Origin of the sequence: Falsigemmobacter intermedius (genome assembly GCF_004054105.1) — a bacterium.
Classification (GTDB): domain Bacteria; phylum Pseudomonadota; class Alphaproteobacteria; order Rhodobacterales; family Rhodobacteraceae; genus Wagnerdoeblera; species Wagnerdoeblera intermedia.
Genome location: NZ_SBLC01000014.1, coordinates 84,076 through 103,719, shown reverse-complemented (window position 1 = coordinate 103,719; position 19,644 = coordinate 84,076). Strand labels below are relative to the sequence as shown.

18 protein-coding genes are annotated in these 19,644 nt (G+C 65.5%); 13 read left to right on the top strand and 5 right to left on the bottom strand.

What is annotated here, in order from left to right:
* Positions 1-70: 70 nt before the first annotated feature.
* Genes gluQRS through EP867_RS11560 form a run of 3 tightly spaced genes read right to left on the bottom strand, consistent with a single transcriptional unit; the run spans position 71 to position 2,600 of the window.
* Positions 71-910 carry a tRNA glutamyl-Q(34) synthetase GluQRS gene (gluQRS, locus tag EP867_RS11570; RefSeq protein ID WP_128489344.1) on the bottom strand — a complete coding sequence of 280 codons (840 nt, stop codon included), beginning with the start codon at positions 908-910 and terminating at the stop codon, positions 71-73.
* Positions 911-916: 6 nt separating this feature from the next.
* Complete coding sequence (gene trmFO / locus EP867_RS11565; protein WP_128489342.1) at positions 917-2,257, bottom strand: methylenetetrahydrofolate--tRNA-(uracil(54)-C(5))-methyltransferase (FADH(2)-oxidizing) TrmFO; 1,341 nt, start codon at positions 2,255-2,257, stop codon at positions 917-919.
* A 40-nt stretch (positions 2,258-2,297) separates the two neighbouring features.
* Entirely contained in the window at positions 2,298-2,600 is a 303-nt protein-coding gene (locus tag EP867_RS11560; protein ID WP_128489340.1) for a hypothetical protein, read from the bottom strand.
* Between the two features lie 236 nt (positions 2,601-2,836).
* On the opposite strand from EP867_RS11560, the gene EP867_RS11555 reads away from it, so the two are divergent.
* The 8 genes from EP867_RS11555 (at position 2,837) to EP867_RS11520 (ending at position 11,719) form a co-directional block, all read left to right on the top strand.
* A complete protein-coding gene (locus tag EP867_RS11555) occupies positions 2,837-4,000 on the top strand; it encodes an isovaleryl-CoA dehydrogenase (protein ID WP_128489338.1) in 1,164 nt (387 codons plus the stop codon).
* Positions 4,001-4,030: 30 nt separating this feature from the next.
* Positions 4,031-4,525, top strand: a complete 495-nt coding sequence (locus tag EP867_RS11550) for a lysozyme inhibitor LprI family protein (RefSeq protein ID WP_128489336.1) — start codon at positions 4,031-4,033, stop codon at positions 4,523-4,525.
* A 9-nt stretch (positions 4,526-4,534) separates the two neighbouring features.
* Positions 4,535-6,139, top strand: coding sequence for a carboxyl transferase domain-containing protein (locus EP867_RS11545; protein WP_128489334.1), 1,605 nt, complete (start codon positions 4,535-4,537; stop codon positions 6,137-6,139).
* Between the two features lie 3 nt (positions 6,140-6,142).
* A complete protein-coding gene (locus tag EP867_RS11540) occupies positions 6,143-7,108 on the top strand; it encodes an NAD(P)H-dependent flavin oxidoreductase (RefSeq protein ID WP_128489332.1) in 966 nt (321 codons plus the stop codon).
* Position 7,109: 1 nt separating this feature from the next.
* The gene (locus EP867_RS11535; RefSeq protein ID WP_128489330.1) at positions 7,110-9,053 is read left to right on the top strand and encodes an acetyl/propionyl/methylcrotonyl-CoA carboxylase subunit alpha; all 1,944 of its coding nucleotides are present in this window, start codon (positions 7,110-7,112) and stop codon (positions 9,051-9,053) included.
* 88 nt (positions 9,054-9,141) lie between these two features.
* Positions 9,142-9,807: a glutathione S-transferase family protein gene (locus tag EP867_RS11530; RefSeq protein ID WP_174722322.1), complete on the top strand. Its 666-nt coding sequence runs from the start codon at positions 9,142-9,144 to the stop codon at positions 9,805-9,807.
* 110 nt (positions 9,808-9,917) lie between these two features.
* Positions 9,918-10,961, top strand: a complete 1,044-nt coding sequence (locus EP867_RS11525) for a zinc-dependent alcohol dehydrogenase family protein (RefSeq protein WP_128489328.1) — start codon at positions 9,918-9,920, stop codon at positions 10,959-10,961.
* An 11-nt stretch (positions 10,962-10,972) separates the two neighbouring features.
* Positions 10,973-11,719: a TIM barrel protein gene (locus EP867_RS11520; RefSeq protein WP_128489326.1), complete on the top strand. Its 747-nt coding sequence runs from the start codon at positions 10,973-10,975 to the stop codon at positions 11,717-11,719.
* On the opposite strand, the gene EP867_RS11515 is transcribed toward EP867_RS11520, so the two are convergent.
* A complete protein-coding gene (locus tag EP867_RS11515) occupies positions 11,716-12,624 on the bottom strand; it encodes a carbohydrate kinase family protein (RefSeq protein WP_128489324.1) in 909 nt (302 codons plus the stop codon). The two genes, EP867_RS11520 and EP867_RS11515, sit on opposite strands and share 4 nt — an antisense overlap.
* Before the next feature lie 132 nt (positions 12,625-12,756).
* Between EP867_RS11515 and tpiA the strand changes: the two genes are divergently transcribed.
* Complete coding sequence (tpiA, locus tag EP867_RS11510) at positions 12,757-13,500, top strand: triose-phosphate isomerase (RefSeq protein WP_128489322.1); 744 nt, start codon at positions 12,757-12,759, stop codon at positions 13,498-13,500.
* Positions 13,501-13,703: 203 nt separating this feature from the next.
* Positions 13,704-14,906 (top strand): pyridoxal-phosphate-dependent aminotransferase family protein, encoded by a 1,203-nt coding sequence (locus EP867_RS11505; RefSeq protein WP_128489320.1) that lies wholly within the window; start codon positions 13,704-13,706, stop codon positions 14,904-14,906.
* Between the two features lie 106 nt (positions 14,907-15,012).
* Here the strand turns inward: EP867_RS11505 and EP867_RS11500 are convergent, their stop codons facing one another.
* Positions 15,013-15,579, bottom strand: a complete 567-nt coding sequence (locus EP867_RS11500) for an LOG family protein (protein WP_128489318.1) — start codon at positions 15,577-15,579, stop codon at positions 15,013-15,015.
* Positions 15,580-15,673: 94 nt separating this feature from the next.
* Here EP867_RS11500 and EP867_RS11495 point away from each other — a divergent pair, with 94 nt between their 5' ends.
* The 3 genes from EP867_RS11495 to EP867_RS11485 all read left to right on the top strand — a co-directional run bounded on the left by EP867_RS11495 (position 15,674) and on the right by EP867_RS11485 (position 19,616).
* Entirely contained in the window at positions 15,674-16,882 is a 1,209-nt protein-coding gene (locus EP867_RS11495) for a LysM peptidoglycan-binding domain-containing protein (protein ID WP_128489315.1), read from the top strand.
* A 138-nt stretch (positions 16,883-17,020) separates the two neighbouring features.
* Positions 17,021-18,862, top strand: a complete 1,842-nt coding sequence (locus EP867_RS11490; RefSeq protein WP_128489313.1) for an ABCB family ABC transporter ATP-binding protein/permease — start codon at positions 17,021-17,023, stop codon at positions 18,860-18,862.
* A gap of 82 nt (positions 18,863-18,944) precedes the next feature.
* Entirely contained in the window at positions 18,945-19,616 is a 672-nt protein-coding gene (locus EP867_RS11485; protein WP_128489311.1) for a hypothetical protein, read from the top strand.
* Positions 19,617-19,644 lie beyond the last annotated feature (28 nt).

The window sequence follows — 19,644 nt, the reverse complement described above, 5'->3', positions numbered from 1 at the left end:
TTCTTAAATACTCATCTTCTTCTTCGCAGGGGCGCATCCCCGGCCTCAAACCCGGCCTCACCCCCCCGCCTCAAAGCCCCAGCATCCGCCGGATGTCCTGCGGGCCCGCCCCTTCGGCGCGGTATTTCGACAGCGCCCGCGCATCGTCGCGCTTGGCCAGGCGACGGCCCGCAGCGTCGCGGATTAGCGCGTGATGATGATAGACCGGCCTCGGCAGATCCAGCAGATCCTGCAGCAAAACATGGATGCGGGTCGCTTCAAAGAGATCTGCCCCCCGCGTCACATGAGTGATGCCCTGGGCCGCGTCATCGAGCACCACGGACAGATGATAAGAGGTTCCGAAATCTTTGCGCGCCAGAACGATATCACCGATGCTCTGCGGATAGTCCTCCGCCTCGGTGCGGATCTCTCCCGCCAGACCCGGCGCCGTTTCCGTAAATCTGGTCTCACGCGCCGCAGCGGCGATATTAAGACGCAGATGCTGATCCTGCGGGCGCGGGCCCTCCGGGCGGCAGCGACAGCGGCCGGGATAGACCGGCCCGTCCGGCCCCTCAGCCAGGGACACGCCTTCCTGCGGTGCCCCAAGCGCCTGCTCTATGTCACGCCGGCTGCAGCGGCAGGGATAGAGCAGGCCGCGTGACCAGAGATCATCAAGCGCAGCCACATAGAGCGCCCGCCGATCAGACTGGCAAAGGGGCGCCTCATCCCAGGTCAGCCCCAGCCAGGTGAGATCCTCAATCAGCTGCGCCCGCCACAGGGGCTTTGAGCGCTGCGGATCAATATCCTCGATCCGCAGCAGAAAGCGTCCCCCGGCCGCGCGGGCCATGTCATGGGCGGTGATGGCCGCGAAGGCATGGCCCAGATGCAAAGGCCCCGTCGGCGAGGGCGCAAAGCGGGTGACGACAGCCACCGCGCCTCACCCCTGGCTGTTCAGCCAGGAGGCAAAGCTCTCCTTCGCCCGGGTGGTATAGGCCAGATAGCGGTCCTTGCGGCCGCGACGGCCGCCCTTCGCGTCTATCGGCGGGAACAGCCCGAAGTTGACGTTCATCGGCTGGAAGGTTTTGGCATCGGCATCGCCGGTGATATGCGCCAGAAGCGCCCCGGTCGCAGTGTCCCGCGGCGGCGGTGCGATGTCGCGGCCAAGGATTTCCGCCGCCGCCATACGGCCCGCCAGCAGGCCCATGGCGGTGCTTTCCACATAGCCCTCAACCCCGGTGATCTGACCGGCGAAGCGGATATTCGGGCGCGATTTCAGGCGCATCTGATGGTCAAGCAGCGTGGGACTGTTGATGAATGTATTGCGGTGAATGCCGCCCAGACGCGCGAAAGAGGCATTCTCAAGGCCCGGGATCATCCGGAAAACCTCGGTCTGCGCGCCATATTTCATCTTCGTCTGGAAGCCGACGATGTTATAAAGCGTGCCAAGCGCGTTATCGCGGCGCAGCTGCACCACGGCATAGGGTTTAACATCCGGCTGATGCGGATTGGTCAGCCCCACAGGCTTCATCGGCCCAAAGCGCAAAGTCTCACGCCCGCGCTCAGCCATGACCTCCACCGGCAGGCAGCCGTCGAAATACCCGGCGGTCTCACCCTCATGGAACTCTGCCTTCTCGGCGGCCAGCATGGCGTCGATGAAGGCTTCATACTGCTCCCGCGTCATCGGGCAGTTGATATAGGCGGTGCGCTCTTCTTCAGTCTCGCCCTTGTCGTAGCGCGACTGACGCCAGGCCTTCGACATATCGATGCTCTCGGCATAGACGATGGGCGCGATGGCATCGAAGAAAGCAAGGGCATCGGCCCCCGTTGCGGCCTGAATGCTTTTGCCCAGCGAATCCGAGGTCAGCGGCCCGGTGGCGATGATCCAGTCGCCCTCCGTGGGAAGCTCGGTCACTTCCTCCTCCGAGACGGTGACCAGCGGATGGGCGCGCAGACGCTCAGTGATATATTCCGCAAAGGGATCGCGATCGACCGCGAGGGCTCCGCCTGCGGGCAGGCGGTGACGCTCTGCCGATTCCAGCACCAGCCCGTTGGCGGCGCGCATTTCCCAATGCAGCAGCCCCACGGCATTGCGCTCTGAATCATCCGAGCGGAAGGAGTTGGAGCAGACCATCTCAGCAAACGAGCCGGTACGGTGTGCAAAGGTGGCGACTTTGGGGCGCATCTCATGCAGCACCACCGGCACACCAAGCGATGCGGCCTGCCAGGCCGCTTCCGAGCCGGCCATGCCGGCGCCTACGATATGAAGAACGCGTGTCATAGGGGGCATGTAGCCCCCGCAGATGCTTTAGGGAAGGGGGTCAGCGTGCGCAGAACGCCTCAGCCATCTCGCCAAAGGCGCGGTAGCGGGCCCAGAATTCATTGTCGCCGTTCGATTTCGACATACGCACCTGTTGCGCGGCATCCGGATCACGGAAGAATTTAGCGGCCCGGCGCTGCTCAGAGCGCGAGAGGGTGCGGTCGGCGGCCTGCTGGATGCAGTTGCACAAAGCGCGGTCACCCCGGGCGCGCGGCGAGTCCGCACAGGCATTCCCGATCGGGCCTGCAAAAGCCGCGAGGGGCGTGGCGAGTAAAAATGTGCCGGCAATCAGAAACTTACGCATATCTGCCTCATGGGTTCACGGGAGCCCTGCCGGCTCTCTCGCGGCGCATCCTGCCGCAGAATCGGTTAACTTTCAATCAAAGGCTCGTGTTTACGGGGAACTCCGCCGTGACGTCGCATCCCTCCGCGCCCGGGCAGCAGGCACCAGTGAGAGAGGCGGAAGGCAGCGAATCCTTGACCGGCTGAGCTTTCGCGGTGTTGAATTGAACGTGCGTTCAATAACGGGGAGGAGCCCGGATGTTTACCGCTGCCATGAGCTTTGCGCTGGATGAAGACACCCATGCCATCCGTGACGTCACTCACCGCTGGGCGCAGGAGCGTCTGAAGCCCCTCGCCGCAGAGATTGACCGCAGCAATCATTTCCCGACCCATTTGTGGCGTGAGATGGGCGATCTGGGCCTTCTGGGTCTCACCGTGCCGGAGGAATATGGCGGCGCGGGGCTTGGCTATCTGGCCCATGCCATTGTGACCGAGGAGATTGCGCGGGCCTCTGCTTCGGTCTCGCTCTCCTACGGGGCGCATTCCAATCTGTGCGTCAATCAGATCAAGCTCAACGGCTCGGAAGAGCAGAAGCGCAGATACCTCCCGAAGCTTCTCTCGGGCGAGCATGTCGGCGCGCTGGCCATGTCTGAGCCGAATGCGGGCTCCGACGTGGTGTCGATGAAGCTCAGGGCGGAAAAGCGCAACGGTTACTATGTGCTGAACGGCAATAAATACTGGATCACCAACGGCCCCGATGCTGATACCCTGGTGGTCTATGCCAAGACCGACCCGGAGGCGGGATCAAAGGGCATGACGGCTTTTATCGTCGAAAGGTCCATGACCGGATTTTCGACCAGCCCGCATTTCGACAAGCTGGGCATGCGCGGATCGAACACCGCCGAGCTGATCTTTGAGAATGTCGAAGTGCCCTTTGAGAATGTCCTCGGCGCTGAGGGCAAGGGCGTTCGGGTCCTGATGTCGGGCCTAGATTATGAGCGCGTGGTGCTTTCGGGCATCGGCACCGGGATTATGGCGGCCTGCCTCGATGAGGTGATGCCCTATGTCGCAGAGCGTCAGCAGTTCGGCCAGCCGATCGGGAACTTCCAGCTGATGCAGGGCAAGATCGCCGATATGTATGTCGGGCTGAACACCGCCCGCGCCTATCTTTATGAGGTGGCCCGCGCCTGTGACCGGGGCGAGGTCACCCGCCAGGATGCGGCGGGCTGCGTGCTTTACTGCTCAGAGCAGGCGATGGTTCAGGCGCATCAGGCGGTCCAGGCACTGGGCGGCGCGGGCTTTTTGAATGACAGCGTGGTCAGCCGGCTTTTCCGCGATGCCAAGCTGATGGAGATCGGCGCAGGCACCAGTGAAATCCGCCGCATGCTGATTGGTCGTGAACTTATGGCCGCAATGACCTGAGACACTTGTAACGATGAAAGATGGTATCCGATGAGACTCTCCGCTTTGCTGATCCCGCTGGTTCTGAGCACCCCGGCTCTGGCGCAGAGCTTTAACAGCGCCCCCACCATGGAGTGTCTGAACGCCGCTGAGCCTGAGGGCAGCCGCGAGGCCGGGCTGTGCATCGGCCGGTCAGCCAGCGCCTGTTTTGAAACCGAAGGCGGTGGCACGACGGTCGGCATGGCGGATTGTCTGGCAGCAGAAGTGAAGCTCTGGGACGATCTGCTGAACGCCGCCTGGACCGAGGCCGTCGCCGTCGCAAAGGCGATGGATAAGGACAACAAAGAGTCCTCGCCCAATGCCCCCGAAAGTGAAAAATCCCTGCGTGAGGCGCAGCGGGCCTGGATCAGTTATCGCGATGCCACCTGCCGTTTTGAGGCCGAGCGCTACTTCGGGGGCTCGGTGGCCACGCTGAGCGCCTCGCATTGCGTGATGGATCTGACCGCGCTGCAGGCGATCCGCCTGCGCAGCATGGACCGGATGTAAGGAGCCGCAATGAAACTCACCTCCCGCGTTCTGACCGGCTCAGAGAGCTTTCGGGCCAATCGTGCGGCGCATCTTGCGCTGCTGGAACAGGTGGCGGCGGCGGCCGCCGCCGCGCGGGCGGGGGGCGGTGAGACAGCACGCGCCCGCCATATCGCGCGCGGCAAACTCCCCCCGCGTGAGCGGGTGGCGGGGCTTCTGGATCCCGGATCGCCCTTCCTTGAGATCGGGGCCACGGCGGCGCATGGCATGTATGACGGCGCCGCCCCCGGCGCGGGCCTCATCTGCGGTATCGGGAGGGTGGAGGGGCGCGAGGTCATGGTGGTCTGCAATGACGCAACCGTGAAGGGCGGCACCTATTATCCGATGACGGTGAAAAAGCATCTTCGCGCACAGGAAATCGCCGCCGAAAACCATCTGCCCTGCGTCTGCCTGGTCGACAGCGGCGGCGCGAACCTGCCGCAGCAGGATGAGGTTTTCCCCGACCGCGACCACTTTGGCCGCATCTTTTACAATCAGGCCCGGATGTCGGCGGCAGGGATCGCGCAGATCGCCGTGGTGATGGGCAGCTGCACTGCAGGCGGCGCCTATGTGCCCGCGATGTCGGATGTGACCATCATCGTCAAAGAGCAGGGCACCATTTTTCTGGCCGGACCGCCCTTGGTGAAAGCCGCCACCGGCGAGGTGGTCTCAGCCGAAGATCTGGGCGGCGGCGATGTGCATACGCGGCTCTCGGGCGTGGCGGATTATCTGGCCGAAGATGACGCCCATGCCCTTGCCCTGGCGCGGCGGGCCGTCAGCAACCTGAATCGCGTTAAGCCTTCAGGCGTTGAGTGGCAGTCGCCTGAGGATCCCGCCTATGATCCCGAAGAAATCCTCGGACTTGTGCCCGCCGATCTGCGCACGCCATACGATATTCGCGAAGTGATCGCGCGGCTGGTCGACGGCTCGCGCTTTGATGAGTTTAAGGCGCGTTTCGGCGAGACGCTGGTGACCGGCTTTGCCCATGTCCGGGGCTGTCCGGTGGGGATTGTGGCCAATAACGGTGTGCTCTTTTCCGACTCCGCCGTCAAAGGCGCGCATTTCGTTGAACTTTGCAGCCAGCGCAATATCCCGCTGGTGTTTCTGCAAAATATCACCGGCTTTATGGTGGGCCGGAAATATGAGACCGAAGGCATCGCGCGGCATGGCGCGAAACTGGTGACGGCGGTGGCCACCACCAATGTGCCAAAGGTGACCATGCTGGTGGGCGGCTCTTTCGGGGCCGGGAATTACGGCATGTCCGGGCGCGCCTATCAGCCGCGCTTCCTCTGGACCTGGCCCAACAGCCGCATCTCGGTCATGGGCGGAGAGCAGGCGGCAGGGGTTCTTGCCACCGTGCGCCGCGAGGGGATTGAACGCGCAGGCGGCTCCTGGAGCGCCGAAGAAGAGGCTGCCTTCAAAGCCCCGACGCTGGCGCAGTTCGAAGAACAAAGCCATCCGCTCTATGCCTCGGCGCGGCTTTGGGATGACGGGATTATTGACCCGCGCCGCTCACGCGATGTGCTGGCGCTGTCGCTGTCCGCCGCGCTGAATGCGCCGATTGAGCCCACACGCTTCGGCATTTTCAGGATGTGAGCCATGGCGATTGAGACGCGGTTTACGAAGGCTTTCGGTTTGCGCCATCCGGTCGCGCTTGCCCCCATGGCGGGGGTGGCAGGCGGGGAGCTGGCCGGGGCAGTGGCGCGCGCCGGGGGGCTGGGGCTTCTGGGGGGCGGTTATGGCGATGCGGACTGGATCCATGCGCAGTGGCCCCTGGCGGGCGGGGCAGAGATCGGGATCGGCTTCATTACCTGGAAGCTGACCGGGGGACTGCTCGCTGAAGCGCTTGAGCGCCGCCCCAAAGCGGTGATGCTCTCATTTGGGGACCTGCAGCCCTTCGCGGCGCAGATCCGTGCGGCAGGCGTCCCGCTGATCGCTCAGGTGCAGGAGCTTGCCGGGGCGAAGGCGGCGGTGGAGGCCGGCGCCGATGTCATTGTGGCCCAAGGCTCTGAGGCGGGGGGGCATGGGGCGACGCGCGCCACCATGACCCTGGTGCCGGAGGTGGCGGATTATCTTGCCGCAAAGGCGCCCGACCGGATTTTGCTGGCAGCGGGCGGCATTGCAGACGGGCGCGGGCTGGCGGCGGCGCTGATGCTCGGGGCCGAGGGTGTGCTGATCGGCAGCCGCTTCTGGGCCGCTCGGGAAGCGCTGGTGCCGGAGGGGTTTCATAAGGCTGCCCTGGCAGCCACGGGCGATCAGACCCTGCGCGGCTCGGTGCCGGATGCGGCGCGGATGCTGCACTGGCCCGCGCCCTATACGATCCGCACGCTGCGCAGCGCGTTCACGGACCAGTGGCAGAGCAACCCGGACGCCCTGCGTGATCCGGCGCAGGAGCCCCTGCGGCAGGCCTGGGCAGAGGCACAGGCCAGGGGCGATGCCCAAATCGGCACGCCGGTGGCGGGGGAGGCGGTCGGGCTGATCGGCGGGATTGCTCCGGCGGCTGAGATATTGGACGGCATCACCACAGAGGCGCTCTCCTGCCTCAATGCGCAGAGAAGGGGCTGAGATGTTTGGCAAAATCCTGATCGCCAACCGCGGCGAAATCGCCTGCCGCATCATGGAAACCGCCCATCGCCTTGGGGTGGCCACAGTGGCGGTCTACTCTGAGGCCGATGCCGCATCGCGCCATGTGGCCCTTGCGGGGGAGGCGGTGCTGATCGGCGGCCCCGCTCCGGCGGAAAGCTATCTGCGCGGTGAACGTCTTATTGAGGCCGCGCTGGCCACCGGGGCAGAGGCCATTCACCCGGGCTATGGCTTCCTCTCGGAAAACCCCGATTTCGTTGAGGCGGTGGAAGCGGCCGGGCTGGTCTTCATCGGCCCCTCTGCGGCGGCGATCCGCGCCATGGGGCTGAAAGATGCCGCCAAGCGGCTGATGGCTCAGGCCGGTGTTTCGGTGGTGCCGGGCTGGCAGGGGGAAGACCAGGACCCGGCGGTCCTGGCCCGTGCCGCCGCAGAGATCGGCTGGCCCGTGCTGATCAAGGCGGTGGCCGGGGGCGGCGGCAAGGGAATGCGCAAAGTCACCCGGGCTGAGGATTTCGCCGATGCGCTGGCCAGTGCCCAGGGCGAGGCACGCACCGCCTTTGGCAATCCGGCCGTGCTGATTGAGAAATATATCACTGCCCCGCGCCATATTGAGGTTCAGGTCTTTGGCGACGGTCAGCGTGCGGTGCATCTCTTTGAGCGCGACTGCTCGCTCCAGCGCCGCCACCAGAAGGTCATTGAAGAGGCCCCGGCCCCCGGGATGACACCTGAGATGCGCGCCGCCATGGGCCAGGCCGCCGTCCGCGCGGCTGAGGCGATCGGCTACAAGGGCGCGGGCACCATTGAGTTCATCGTTGACGGCTCTGAGGGGCTGCGGCCTGACCGCTTCTGGTTCATGGAGATGAACACCCGGCTGCAGGTCGAACATCCGGTCACAGAGGCCATCACCGGGGTTGATCTGGTCGAATGGCAGCTGCGCGTGGCCGCCGGAGAGCCGCTGCCCGCGCGGCAGGAGGATCTGAAGATCACGGGCCATGCCTTTGAGGCGCGGCTCTATGCCGAGGATGTGCCCGCAGGCTTTCTGCCCGCGACGGGAAGGCTCGATCATCTGCGCTTTCCGCCGGGCATCCGTGCCGACAGCGGCGTGCGCGAAGGGGACAGCATCAGCCCCTGGTATGACCCGATGATCGCCAAGATCATCACCCATGGCGCGACCCGCGACATCGCTTTGCGCAAACTCTCCGCCGCGCTGGCGGCGACGGAAGTGGCGGGTTCCGTGACCAACCTCGGGTTTCTGGCCGCACTTGCCGCGCATGAGGGTTTTGGGCGGGGAGAGGTGGATACCGGCCTGATTGAGCGCGACCTGAACCGGCTCATATACCAGGCGGAGCCGCAGCCGGAAGATCTGGCGCTTGCCGCACTGGCGGCTGCGGATCTTCTTCATGAGGCAGCGCCGCTCACCGGCTTTGCGCTGTGGGAGCCGCTCCGGCAGAGCGTTCTGCTTGAGGGCCCGTCAGGCGTGCAGCGGGTCGGCCTGTCGCTGAGCGGGCCGGACCGGGCAGAGATCGACACCGGCTCGGGCGTGTTGATCTGTGAGCGCAGGTCTCAGGGCTGGTGGATCAATGGTCGCCCCGCAGGGCCGCGGGTGGTGCGGCGGGGGCGGGTGGTCGATGTTTTCGGCCAGGGGGCATTTCGCTTTACCCTGCCCGATCCGCTCGACCGGGCCGTTGCCGCAGGGGCAGGGGGCAATGTCACGCTTTCGCCCATGCCGGGCCTGGTCAAGGCGGTCTTTGTGCATCCGGGGCAAAAGGTGGCGCAGGGCGACCGCCTCGCCGTGCTCGAGGCGATGAAGATGGAACATGTGCTGACCTCAGGTCGTGATGGCGAAATCGCGGAAGTCCTGATTGAGGCCGGCGCTCAGGTAGAGGCCGGGGCGGCGCTGATCACCCTGGCTGTGGAGGCGGAATGAGCGGTGCTGTCGTTTTTGTTCCCGGGCGGCCTTTGCGCTGTCCCGCAGATCGGCGGGCGCCCTGGCGCAGACAGAAGGGGCTTTGGAATTGAGCGGGGAAATTGAACTCTGGCATGTGCCGCAGTCGCGCTCTTTCCGGGTGCTGTGGTTTTTGCACGAAGCGGGGCTGCCCTATCGGCTTCACCTGTTGGGCTTTGACGGATCCTCTCTGCGCACGCCTGAGCATCTGGCGCGCTCTCTGGCGGGTCGGGTCCCGGCGGTGACGCTCGGGGGGGCGCCCATGGCCGAAAGCGCCGCGATCATGGAATATCTGGCCGAAACGCGAGCCCCCGCGCTGGGCCGCCCGCCCGGCCATCCCGAACGGATGGCCTATCTGGAGGGGCTGCATTACGGCGAGACCATTGGCCAGCATCTGGCCAATCTCACCCAGCATCACGTCATTCTGCGCGAGCCGCAGATGCGCTCGCCGACGGTCATGCGGCTTGAAGCGGCGCGGCTGGCCAAAACCCTGACCGGGGCGCTGGCCCATATGGCCGAGCGCGACTGGCTGCTGCCCTCGGGCTTTTCTGCAGCGGATATCGCGGTGGGCTATGGCGTCTGGCAAGCGCGGTACTTCCTGCAGCCCGAGGAAGTGCCGGGTCTGAGCGCCTGGCAGAGCCGCATCGCATCGCGCCCGGCCTTTCAGGCCGCGCTTGCGCAGGACGGGCCGCCGGTGATCTACCGCGAGGCCTTTTATCCGCGCCCGGAAGGGTGAACTTTGTGAAAACCTGGTCGCGCGAAGCTGCGGGCGCTTGACCTTGGTCGGGCGCTGAGGCTCCCTGAGGCCGGAACTTCAGTTCCGGAACCTGCAGGGGGGGGGGAAGCATGCGCGCTGCGGTATTACGGGCCTATCGGGCTGATCTGTCGATTGAAACGGTCGCTGACCCGGGCTGTGAAGAGGACGGCGTCGTCCTGAAAACCCTTGCCTGTGGTGTCTGCCGCTCAGACTGGCACGGCTGGGTCGGAGAGCATCCGCGCGTAAAGCCCGGACAGATCCCTGGACATGAGTATTGCGGCGAGGTGGTGGAGGCCGGTCCGCGCTCGGGCTGGAAGGTCGGCGACCGGCTGATCGCGCCCTTTATCCTCGCCTGCGGCTCCTGTCCGGCCTGCCAGTCGGGGCAGTCGAACACCTGCTTTGACCAGCGCCTGCCGGGCTTTGTCGAGCCGGGGGCTTTCGCGGAATATATCTCGGTGCCGCGTTCGGCGCAGAACCTGACGCGGCTGCCGGAAAGCCTCTCACCGGTGATGGCTGCGGGGCTTGGCTGCCGGGTGACCACGGCCTGGCATGCGCTGAGCGGACGGGCGGCGGTTCAGGCGGGCGAATGGCTGGCGGTGCATGGCACCGGGGGCATCGGGCTGTCGTGCCTTCTGCTTGGCCAGGCGCTGGGCGCGCGGGTGATCGTGGTCGATGTGGTGCAGGAAAAGCTCGACCATGCGCTGGCGCTCGGGGCAGAGGCTGCGGTCAATGCCCGTGACGGCGATGTGGCGGCGAAAATCCGTGAAATCACCGGCGGGCCTGGGGCGCATGTCTCGATCGAGGCGCTGGGGCTTGAAGTGACCACCAATGGCTCGATCGACTGTCTGCGCCCGCTGGGCCGCCATGTGCAGGTCGGCATGCCGGTGGGCCATACGGCGACCATGCAGATCAATATGAACACGGTCTATATGAAGAACCTCGCGCTTTATGGCACCCGCGGGATGCCCGCCTGGCGCTACCCCTCGCTTCTGGGGCTGATTGAGGCGGGGCGCGTCGATATCCGCCCGCTCATCGCGCGGGAGATCGGGCTTTCCGGTGCCAGTGCGGAACTGCGCGCCTTTGACGGGCCGACCCCGCCGGGCGTGGCGGTGATCTCAGATTTCCTGAGCTGAGGGCCGGGGGAATGGAGTTTTCCGCCAACCTTGGCTTTCTCTTCACCGATCTGCCGTTTCCGCAGCGGATTACGGCAGCGGCGCGGGCGGGCTTTCGGGCGGTGGAATTTCACGATCAGGCGCAGAGCAGCGATCTGCGCCTGATCGCAGGCCTCTTGCACGACGAGGGGCTGAAGCTCTGCAGCCTCAACTGCGCCATGGGTTCGACCGCCGGATCCGCCGCTCTGCCGGGGGAGGAGGCGCGGTTTCGGGCCGAATTTCTCTCGGCCCTCGAGGTGGCAGAGGCGCTTGACGCCCGGGCCATCCACATCATGACGGGCCGCACCAGCGAGGCCGGGGCTGAGGCGGTTTTGCTGAGAAATCTTGAGTTTGCCCTTGGTTGCACCGACCGCAGGCTGCTTCTGGAGGTGATCTCTCCTGCCGCGATGCCGGGCTATTGGATGAACAGCCCTGAGCGTTTTGAGGCGGTGGTGGCCGCCTTGCCCGACCCGCAGCTTCGGTTGATGGGCGACTGGTATCACTTCAGCAGCCTCTGTGGCGCGGCGGCGCTGTCCCGGCTGTGCGGGCTTGCGCCCCATCTGGGGCATCTGCAACTCGCCCGTGCCGAGGATCGCGGAGATCCCCTGGCAGAGGATCTGCCCGCCTGGCTTGGGCTGCGCGCGCTGGCCATGGAGCGGGATCTGGACATCGGGCTGGAATACCGCGCGAGCCTGCCGCCCGCGGAGGTGCTTTCGTCGCTGCGGGGCCGGGCGCTTTAACCCAGTTCAGCCCGATGTGGCGGATCAGCGCCCTGGCGGCTGCAGGTCAGGGCTGCCACCTTTTGCGCGAAATCTGCGGCTTTGCGCAAATCCGCCTCCGGCAGGGCCCGCAGATCCGCCCCGCTGCGCAGGCCGTTTTCCCACAGAGCCTGCAGCACTCCGGCGCTGAAGCTGTCTCCGGCGCCGATGGTATCGACCGGGGTGATGGCTTCGGCGGGCAGATGAAGATCCAGGCCGGGGCGCAGCAGCCGCAGGCCTTTGCCGCCCAGCGTCAGGCAGATCAGGCCGACCCCGGCGGCGAGCCAGTCCCTGAGCTGCGCTTCAGGATCGTCGCTCAGCCATGCGAGATCTTCGTCCGAGAGTTTGAGGATGTCGGCGCGCGGCAGCATCCGCGCCAGACGGCTGCGGGTCACCTCTCCGCTGCCGATCACGGCGGGGCGGATGTTGGGATCGATGACCATGAGTGCGCCGGACGCCTTCTGCCGCTCAAAAAGCGCCTCATAAACTGTGCCGCAGGGCTCCAGCCCCAGGGAAATGCCGCCAAAAAGTGCAATGGCGGCCCCCGGCGGGGGCGGTGCGTCGGCAAGGGCGTGAAGCGCGGTGCGTTCCGTATAGAAGCTGTAAGCCGCCCGCCCCTCCGGATCGAGCGTGACCACCGCAAGCGGGGTGGGGGCTGCGGTGCGCGGCGCATGCAGCTGCACGCCTTCCGCGTGAAGTCGCGCCGCGATCTTTGCGCCAAAGCCGTCGGTTGAGACTGCGCCGCAAAAGCCCGCCACTGCGCCAAGGCGGGCAAGCGCAATGGCGGTATTGAACGGCCCGCCGCCGGGCAGCGGCAAAAGTGCGCCCCCGCTGCGACCCGGCTCCGGCACCAGATCGATCAGCACTTCTCCGCAACACAGGATCATGGCGCAGCCCCTCAGACACTTGTGCCGTGTTCTGGCAGCAATCCCCCGCCGGGGCCAGTGGGGCGGGGGCCTTTCTTGCTTTGGCGGCGGGCTTGTGGCATCCCGCAGATCGATTGAGCTTAGGAGAGACAGATGGCGCGCAGACTGGCAGCGGGAAACTGGAAAATGCACGGCCTGAGCGCAGATCTGGCCGAGGTTGAGGCGCTTTGCGCCGCGCCGCAGCCCGAGCGCTGCGAGGTGCTTTTGTGCCTGCCCGCCACCCTGATCGACCGCGCCGCCCGCCTGTCGGCCGGGCGCATCGCCATTGGCGGTGAGGATTGCCACGCCAATCCGCAGGGCGCGCATACAGGTGACATTTCTGCTGCCATGCTGAAAGATGCAGGCGCCTCGCATGTGATCCTCGGGCATTCCGAGCGCCGCGCCGATCACGGCGAGAGCGATGCCCTTGTGGCAGCCAAGGTTCTGGCCGCCCAGGCTGCAGGCCTGGTGGCGATCCTTTGTGTGGGTGAAACCCTTGCAGAGCGTGACGCGGGCCGCACGCTTGAGGTGGTCTCCGCGCAGCTTGCGGGCTCTCTCGCGCAGGGGGCAGATCCGGCGAACCTCGTCGTGGCCTATGAGCCGGTCTGGGCCATCGGCACCGGCCGTGTCCCGGTCGAGGGCGATATTCTCGCCGTTCATGCCGCGCTGCGCGCAGACCTTTCGGCACGCTTCGGCGCGGCGGCGGCGGATATTCCGCTGCTCTACGGCGGATCGGTGAAGCCGGAGAATGCCGCGCAGATTTTTGCGCTGAAAGACGTGGACGGTGCGCTGGTCGGGGGCGCTTCGCTGAAGGCTGCGGATTTTGCGCAGATCATTGCCGCACTGAACGCGGCCTGATCTGAGAGGCGCGTCAGCCTCTCGTGTCACGGGATTTCAGGGCAGGCTTTCGGGCCTGCCTTTCCTTTTGGCAGGCCTGCGCTTTGTGGGGCGTGCCCCGGGCTGCGGCGGCAGACTGACGGAACGGCGGGCAGAATGTCGCAGGCCCCGTTGACGCCGCGCGGCGTCCTGATAGCCCTTGGCTGTCTGAACAGGAGAGAACCATGAGCCTTTCTCAGGGCCGCCCGTTGCTGTCGATCCCCGGCCCCTCAGTGATGCCGGACCGGGTGCTCAATGCCATGCACCGTGCGGCGCCGAATATCTATGCCGGAGAGCTGCCTGAGGCCGTGCCGCAGCTGCGTGCCGATCTCAAAGCGGTGGCCCGCACCAGCCAGAACGTGGCCATCTATATGGGCAATGGCCATGCGGCCTGGGAGGCGGCGAATACCAATCTCTTCAGCCGGGGCGATAAGGCCCTCTCGCTGGTGACCGGGCATTTCGGCGAGGGCTGGGCGCGTCACGCCCGCGACCTCGGGATCGAAGTGGAGACGATCGATTTTGGCCGCCGTGCCGCCGTTGATCCCAACCGCGTTGAAGCGGCGCTGAGGGCTGACAAAGACCATAAGATCAAAGCCGTTCTGCTGACCCAGGTGGATACCGCAAGCTCGGTTCTGAACGACGTTGAGGCCGTGCGCAAAGCTATCGACGCCGCCGGCCATCCGGCGCTGCTGGCGGTGGATTGCATTGCCTCCATGGGCTGTGACCGCTTTGAGTTTGACGCCTGGGGTGTCGATGTGGCGGTGGCGGCCAGCCAGAAAGGGCTGATGGTGCCCCCGGGTCTCGGCTTTGTCTGGGTCTCGGATAAGGCCATGGAGGCCTGCAAAGCCGCCGATCTGCGCACGCCCTATTGGGACTGGACGCTGCGGGCTCGCGCCAAAGAGTTCTGGGAGAATTTCTTCGGCACCGCGCCCACTCATCATCTTTTCGGGCTGCAGGAAGCGCTGAAGATGCTGGTCCATGAAGAGGGGATGGAGGCCGCCTGGGCGCGCCACGACACCCTTGCCCGCGCGGTCTGGGCGGCTTTTGATGCCTGGGGGCAGGGCGGCTCGGGGATCCATCTGAACATGGCGGATCCGGCTTCCCGTGCGCGGTCGGTGACCACGGCGATCATCCCCTCGCCCGATGCCACCCGTCTGCGCGGCTGGTGTGAGAAAGAGGGCGGCGTGACCCTGGGGATCGGCCTTGGCATGGCCGCGCCGGGAGAGCGGATGTCGGATGGTCACCTGCGCGTGGGCCACATGGGCCATCTCAACCCGCATATGATCCTTGGCACCCTGGCGGTGATGGAGGCGGGGATGATCGCGCTGGATATCCCGCATGGCTCGGGCGGCGTGACGGCGGCTGCGCGTCTGATCGCGGGGAAATAAGCGAAGGGGCTGCCGTGGCGCGCAAAGCGGCAGCTTCCGTTCTTTGAGGACTGAAACAGGGGGCCGAAAGGCCCCCTGTTCTCACGTCAGCCGAGGGAGCGCGGGCTCAGGCCAGCGCGGTGCGGAGTGCGGCTTCCAGGACCTCAGCATCCGGTACCACGGTCAGGAAGTCGCGCACGAAGGGCTCGGCAAAGCCCTGCGAGATGATGTGATCCATCAGCGTCAGAAGCGGGTCCCAGTAGCCTTCGGTATTGACCAGATAGATCGGTTTTTCATGCAGGCCGATCTGACGCCAGGTGAGCACCTCAAAGAGTTCGTCGAGCGAGCCGGCCCCGCCCGGCAGCACAACCACCACATCCGAGTTCATGAACATGACCTTTTTGCGCTCATGCATGTCCTGGGTGATGATCATGGTCGTCAGCTCCTGACGGCCGCGTTCGCGCTTCATCAGATGCTGCGGGATGATGCCAAGCGCTTCGCCGCCCGCGCCCTGGGCTGCGCTGGCCACTTCGCCCATCAGGCCGACATCGCCTGCGCCATAGACCAGCCGCCAGCCGTTCTCTGCGATCATGCGACCGGTGGCCTGTGCCGCCTGGGCAAAGATCTCACGATTGCCGTTGCGTGCGCCGCAGAAGACGCAGACAGAACGGGGGGTCAGGCGGGCGGGGCTCATGGGGCGTTCTCCTGCACTCGGGCTTTGACCTCTGGTATAAGCCTTCTTATGCTCACTCAAGCAGGACCCCCGAAGAATGGGGCCGCAGGGGGAAATGATGGGACAAAAGGTCGCGCCCTGGATCGGGGTTGCCGTCGCTGTGGCTGCTGCGGGTGTGGCCGCAGTTCTTTGGATGCGCGGCTCTTCCCCGCAGGGGACGGTCGTCTCTCACCCTGCACCTCTGGCGCAGCCCTCCGGTGGCGGGGCCCCGGTTGCGTCGCCGCCCGAGGCGGTCACTCAAGCCCCATCGGCCCCGGATCAGCCCGCTGCTACAGCTTCTCCCGATGGAGAGGTGGCGCAGGCGGCACTGCCCGCCGCGCCGCAGATTGATACCTTCAGCCACTCCCGCGACGGCAGTGCGGTTCTGGCCGGTCGCGCCCCGGGCAGCACGGAGGTGCGCCTTTCGCTCGGAGAGGAGGTGCTGGCCTCGGCAAAGCCGGATGCGGGCGGACGCTTTGCCATGCTCTTTGACCTGGCCCCCGCGGCTCAGGCGCGCAGCCTGATCCTTCGCGGGCAGGCTGCGGACGGGCGGCAGAGTGAGGCCGTTGAACTGCTGCTCGCCCCCGCCCCGGAAGAGATCGTGACAACTGCCGCCGCCGCAGATCCCGCGCCCCTGGCAGCAGAGGTTGCCGCAGCGCCGGGGCAGGACACTGCGGCCGTGCCGGCCAGCGCGCCTGCCGCAGAGGCTCTCGCGGCGCCATCTTTGCCCGAGGCCGTTGAGGCAGCGGTCGTCGCAGTCCCTTTGACCCCGCCTGCAAGTCTGGTGGTGTCCGACCAGGGCGTCAGTGTGCTGCGCGCGCCTTTGCCTGAGGGGCTGAGCATTGATGCCATCGCCTATGGCGCGGGTGGGGGTGTTGAGGTCTCGGGGCGGGGCCAGCCTGAGAGTGATCTGCGGATCTATCTCGACAATGAAAAGCATCTGGATGTGAAAACCGATGCCCGGGGCGGCTGGAGCGCCGGTCTGCCCGAGGTGCCGCCGGGGCTTTACATGCTGCGCGCCGATCAGACCGCCACCGATGGTCGTGTCATGGCCCGCGCGGAGACGCCCTTCCTGCGCGAAGATCCCGCCAGCCTGCAGGCCGCGGCCGAGCCTGAGCGCTCCGGCGTGATCACCGTGCAGCCGGGCTTCACCCTCTGGGGCATCGCGCGCGAGAGGTTCGGAGACGGCGTTCATTATGTGAAGGTCTTTGAGGCCAACCGCGATCAGATCCGCAATCCGGATCTGATCTACCCCGGCCAGATCTTCGCGCTCCCGCAGGAATGATGTAAGGGCCTGCGGCTGCGGCGCCAAAGCGGCGCATCTGCCGGAAGTTCTCCTCAGACCCTCCGGCAAAACCTTCCCGGGGCTGGAAACCCGCGCCCCACCGGCCTATCTCTCCGCGACCTCAAGGAACGGACAGCCATGCGGCATCTCGCACAAGCCAAACCGGAGCCTGCCTCCGCTGATACCCCCCGTGCTTCGGCACGCGACACGCTGCGGCGCGTCATTCCCTTCGTCTGGCCGAAAGATCAGGCCTGGGTGCGCCAGCGCGTCTCAGCGGCTCTGGTGGTGCTTTTGCTGGCGAAGTTCATCTCGGTCTCGGTGCCGTGGTTCTTCAAAGGCGCGGTGGACGCGCTGGCGGGCGAACTGCCGGCGGATCATGGTCTCTCCGCCCTGGGGCTGGGTGCGATCGGGCTGACGCTGGCCTATGGGGTCGCGCGTCTGCTGACCGCAGGCTTTACGGAACTGCGCGATGTGATCTTCGTCAAAGTCGGCCAGCGGGCGCTGCGCGAGCTTGCGCGCCAGAGCTTCAGCCATATTCACCGCCTTTCGCTGCGCTATCACATCACCCGCCGCACCGGGGGGCTGTCGCGCATCATTGAGCGCGGGGTGAAGGGCGTCGACTTCCTGCTGCGCTTTCTGATCTTCTCGATCGGGCCGCTGATTCTGGAACTGCTGCTGGTCTCGGTCATCTTCGCCACGCTCTTTGGTTTTGCCTATGTGGCGACCGTCGTGGTTGTGGTGGCGGTCTATGTTCTCTGGACGCTGCGGGTGACCGAATGGCGGGTGAACCTGCGCCGCCGGATGAACGATCTTGATACTGAGGCGAACCAGAAGGCTGTCGACAGCCTGCTGAACTATGAAACGGTGAAATACTTCGGCGCGGAAGCGCGCGAAGCGGCACGCTACGATGCGGCCATGGCAGGCTATGAAAAGGCTGCGATTCAGACCGGTCAGTCGCTGTCGATGCTGAACTTCGGTCAGGCCTTTATCATCACCCTGGGGCTGATCATCGTCATGGTTCTGGCCGCCATGGGGGTGCAGAGCGGTGATCTGACCGTCGGCGACTTCGTCATGGTCAACGCCTATATGATTCAGATCACCATGCCGCTGGGCTTTCTGGGCACCGTTTACCGCGAAATCCGTCAGGCGCTGGTCGATATGGGCGAGATGTTCGGCCTGCTGAACCAGCCTGCTGAAATCACCGATAAGGCTGAGGCGCCGAAACTGGCCGTCGCGGGCGGGGCGATCCGCTTCGAGGATGTGAAATTCGGCTACGACCCGTCGCGCCCCATTCTCAAAGGCGTCAGCTTTGAGGTGCCGGCCGGCAAAACCCTTGCGCTGGTCGGACCGTCCGGTTCGGGTAAATCCACCATCGGGCGGCTGCTCTTCCGCTTCTATGATGTGGTGGAAGGCGCGGTGAAAATCGATGGCCAGGACATCCGCGACATCACCCAGCATTCGCTGCATCAGGCGATCGGTGTGGTGCCGCAGGATACGGTTCTCTTCAACGACACCGTCCTTTACAACATCGCCTACGGGCGCGCAGATGCCACCCGCGAAGAGATCGAAGCCGCTGCAAAAGCTGCGAAAATTCACGATTTCATCATCTCGCTGCCGGAAGGCTATGAAACGAAAGTGGGTGAGCGCGGGCTGAAACTCTCGGGCGGGGAAAAGCAGCGCGTCGGTATCGCGCGGACCATTCTGAAAAACCCGCCGATCCTGCTGCTCGATGAGGCGACCTCAGCCCTCGATACGCAGACCGAGCGCGATATCCAGGACTCTTTGCGTGAAATGGGGCAGGGCCGCACGGTGATTTCCATCGCGCACCGGCTTTCGACCATCGCGGATGCGGATGAAATCCTGGTGCTCGACGCCGGTGAAGTGGTTGAGCGGGGCCGCCATGAGGAACTGCTGGCCAAAGGCGGGCGCTATGCCGCCATGTGGGCGCGGCAGGCCTCGGATATGCAGACGGGCGCGTAAGCGCCCGCCTCTCCCCTCACGGGGCTTGGCAAGCGAGAGCGCATAAGTGTAAGACGGATCGAGCGAAAAGAGGCCTGATCCCGTGTCAAACAACGAGAGTTTCATCGACGAAGTGACCGAAGAGGTTCGCCGCGAGCGGCTCTTTGGTTATCTCAAGCGCTATGGCTGGATCGGCATTGCGGGCATTATCGCGCTCGTGGGCGGTGCGGCCTATTTCGAGTGGGATAAATCGGTCAAACGTGCCGATGCTGAGGTTTATGGCGACGCGCTTCTGGCGGCCATGGATGCGCCCGATGCAGTTGCCCGCCAGAAAGCGCTGGCGGCTGTTGATGGCACCGGCGACCGTGCGGCTTTGAAAATGCTGCTGGCTGCGGGAGAGGCTTTCGCCTCTGAAGATGCGGCTGCGCGCAGCGAAGCGCTGGCCGGGCTGAAAGCCGTGGCCGAAGATGGCTCGGTCTCGCCGGTCTGGCGGGATCTGGCCTCGCTGCGCTGGCTGATCGCACCGGGCGCAGGCCATGAGCCTGCGGCACGTCAGGCGGGCCTTGAAGCGCTTGCCGCTCCGGGCCGGGCCTTCCGTCCGCTGGCGCTGGAGCAGCTGGCCTTCGACAAAGTCGCCGCAGGCGAGCGCGAGGCAGCCCTGGCGGATTTCCGCGCGCTTCAGGCGTCAACCGAAGCGCCGACGGGCTTGCGCAGCCGCGCCGGGCAGATGATTGTGATCCTCGGTGGCGAAGCGCCGCCGTCCGCACAGAACTGACATCCTGAAGGGGCCACCGCGCCCCGTC

Coding starts and splice junctions, on each gene's coding strand:
- EP867_RS11540 (WP_128489332.1), top strand. CDS start 6,143: ATGGCGATTGAGACGCGGTTTACGAAGGCTTTCGGTTTGCGCCATCCG.
- EP867_RS11535 (WP_128489330.1), top strand. CDS start 7,110: ATGTTTGGCAAAATCCTGATCGCCAACCGCGGCGAAATCGCCTGCCGC.
- tpiA (WP_128489322.1), top strand. CDS start 12,757: ATGGCGCGCAGACTGGCAGCGGGAAACTGGAAAATGCACGGCCTGAGC.
- EP867_RS11545 (WP_128489334.1), top strand. CDS start 4,535: ATGAAACTCACCTCCCGCGTTCTGACCGGCTCAGAGAGCTTTCGGGCC.
- EP867_RS11555 (WP_128489338.1), top strand. CDS start 2,837: ATGTTTACCGCTGCCATGAGCTTTGCGCTGGATGAAGACACCCATGCC.
- EP867_RS11560 (WP_128489340.1), bottom strand. CDS start 2,600: ATGCGTAAGTTTCTGATTGCCGGCACATTTTTACTCGCCACGCCCCTC.
- trmFO (WP_128489342.1), bottom strand. CDS start 2,257: ATGACACGCGTTCTTCATATCGTAGGCGCCGGCATGGCCGGCTCGGAA.
- EP867_RS11515 (WP_128489324.1), bottom strand. CDS start 12,624: ATGATCCTGTGTTGCGGAGAAGTGCTGATCGATCTGGTGCCGGAGCCG.
- EP867_RS11525 (WP_128489328.1), top strand. CDS start 9,918: ATGCGCGCTGCGGTATTACGGGCCTATCGGGCTGATCTGTCGATTGAA.
- EP867_RS11495 (WP_128489315.1), top strand. CDS start 15,674: ATGATGGGACAAAAGGTCGCGCCCTGGATCGGGGTTGCCGTCGCTGTG.
- EP867_RS11520 (WP_128489326.1), top strand. CDS start 10,973: ATGGAGTTTTCCGCCAACCTTGGCTTTCTCTTCACCGATCTGCCGTTT.
- EP867_RS11505 (WP_128489320.1), top strand. CDS start 13,704: ATGAGCCTTTCTCAGGGCCGCCCGTTGCTGTCGATCCCCGGCCCCTCA.
- EP867_RS11490 (WP_128489313.1), top strand. CDS start 17,021: ATGCGGCATCTCGCACAAGCCAAACCGGAGCCTGCCTCCGCTGATACC.
- EP867_RS11500 (WP_128489318.1), bottom strand. CDS start 15,579: ATGAGCCCCGCCCGCCTGACCCCCCGTTCTGTCTGCGTCTTCTGCGGC.
- EP867_RS11550 (WP_128489336.1), top strand. CDS start 4,031: ATGAGACTCTCCGCTTTGCTGATCCCGCTGGTTCTGAGCACCCCGGCT.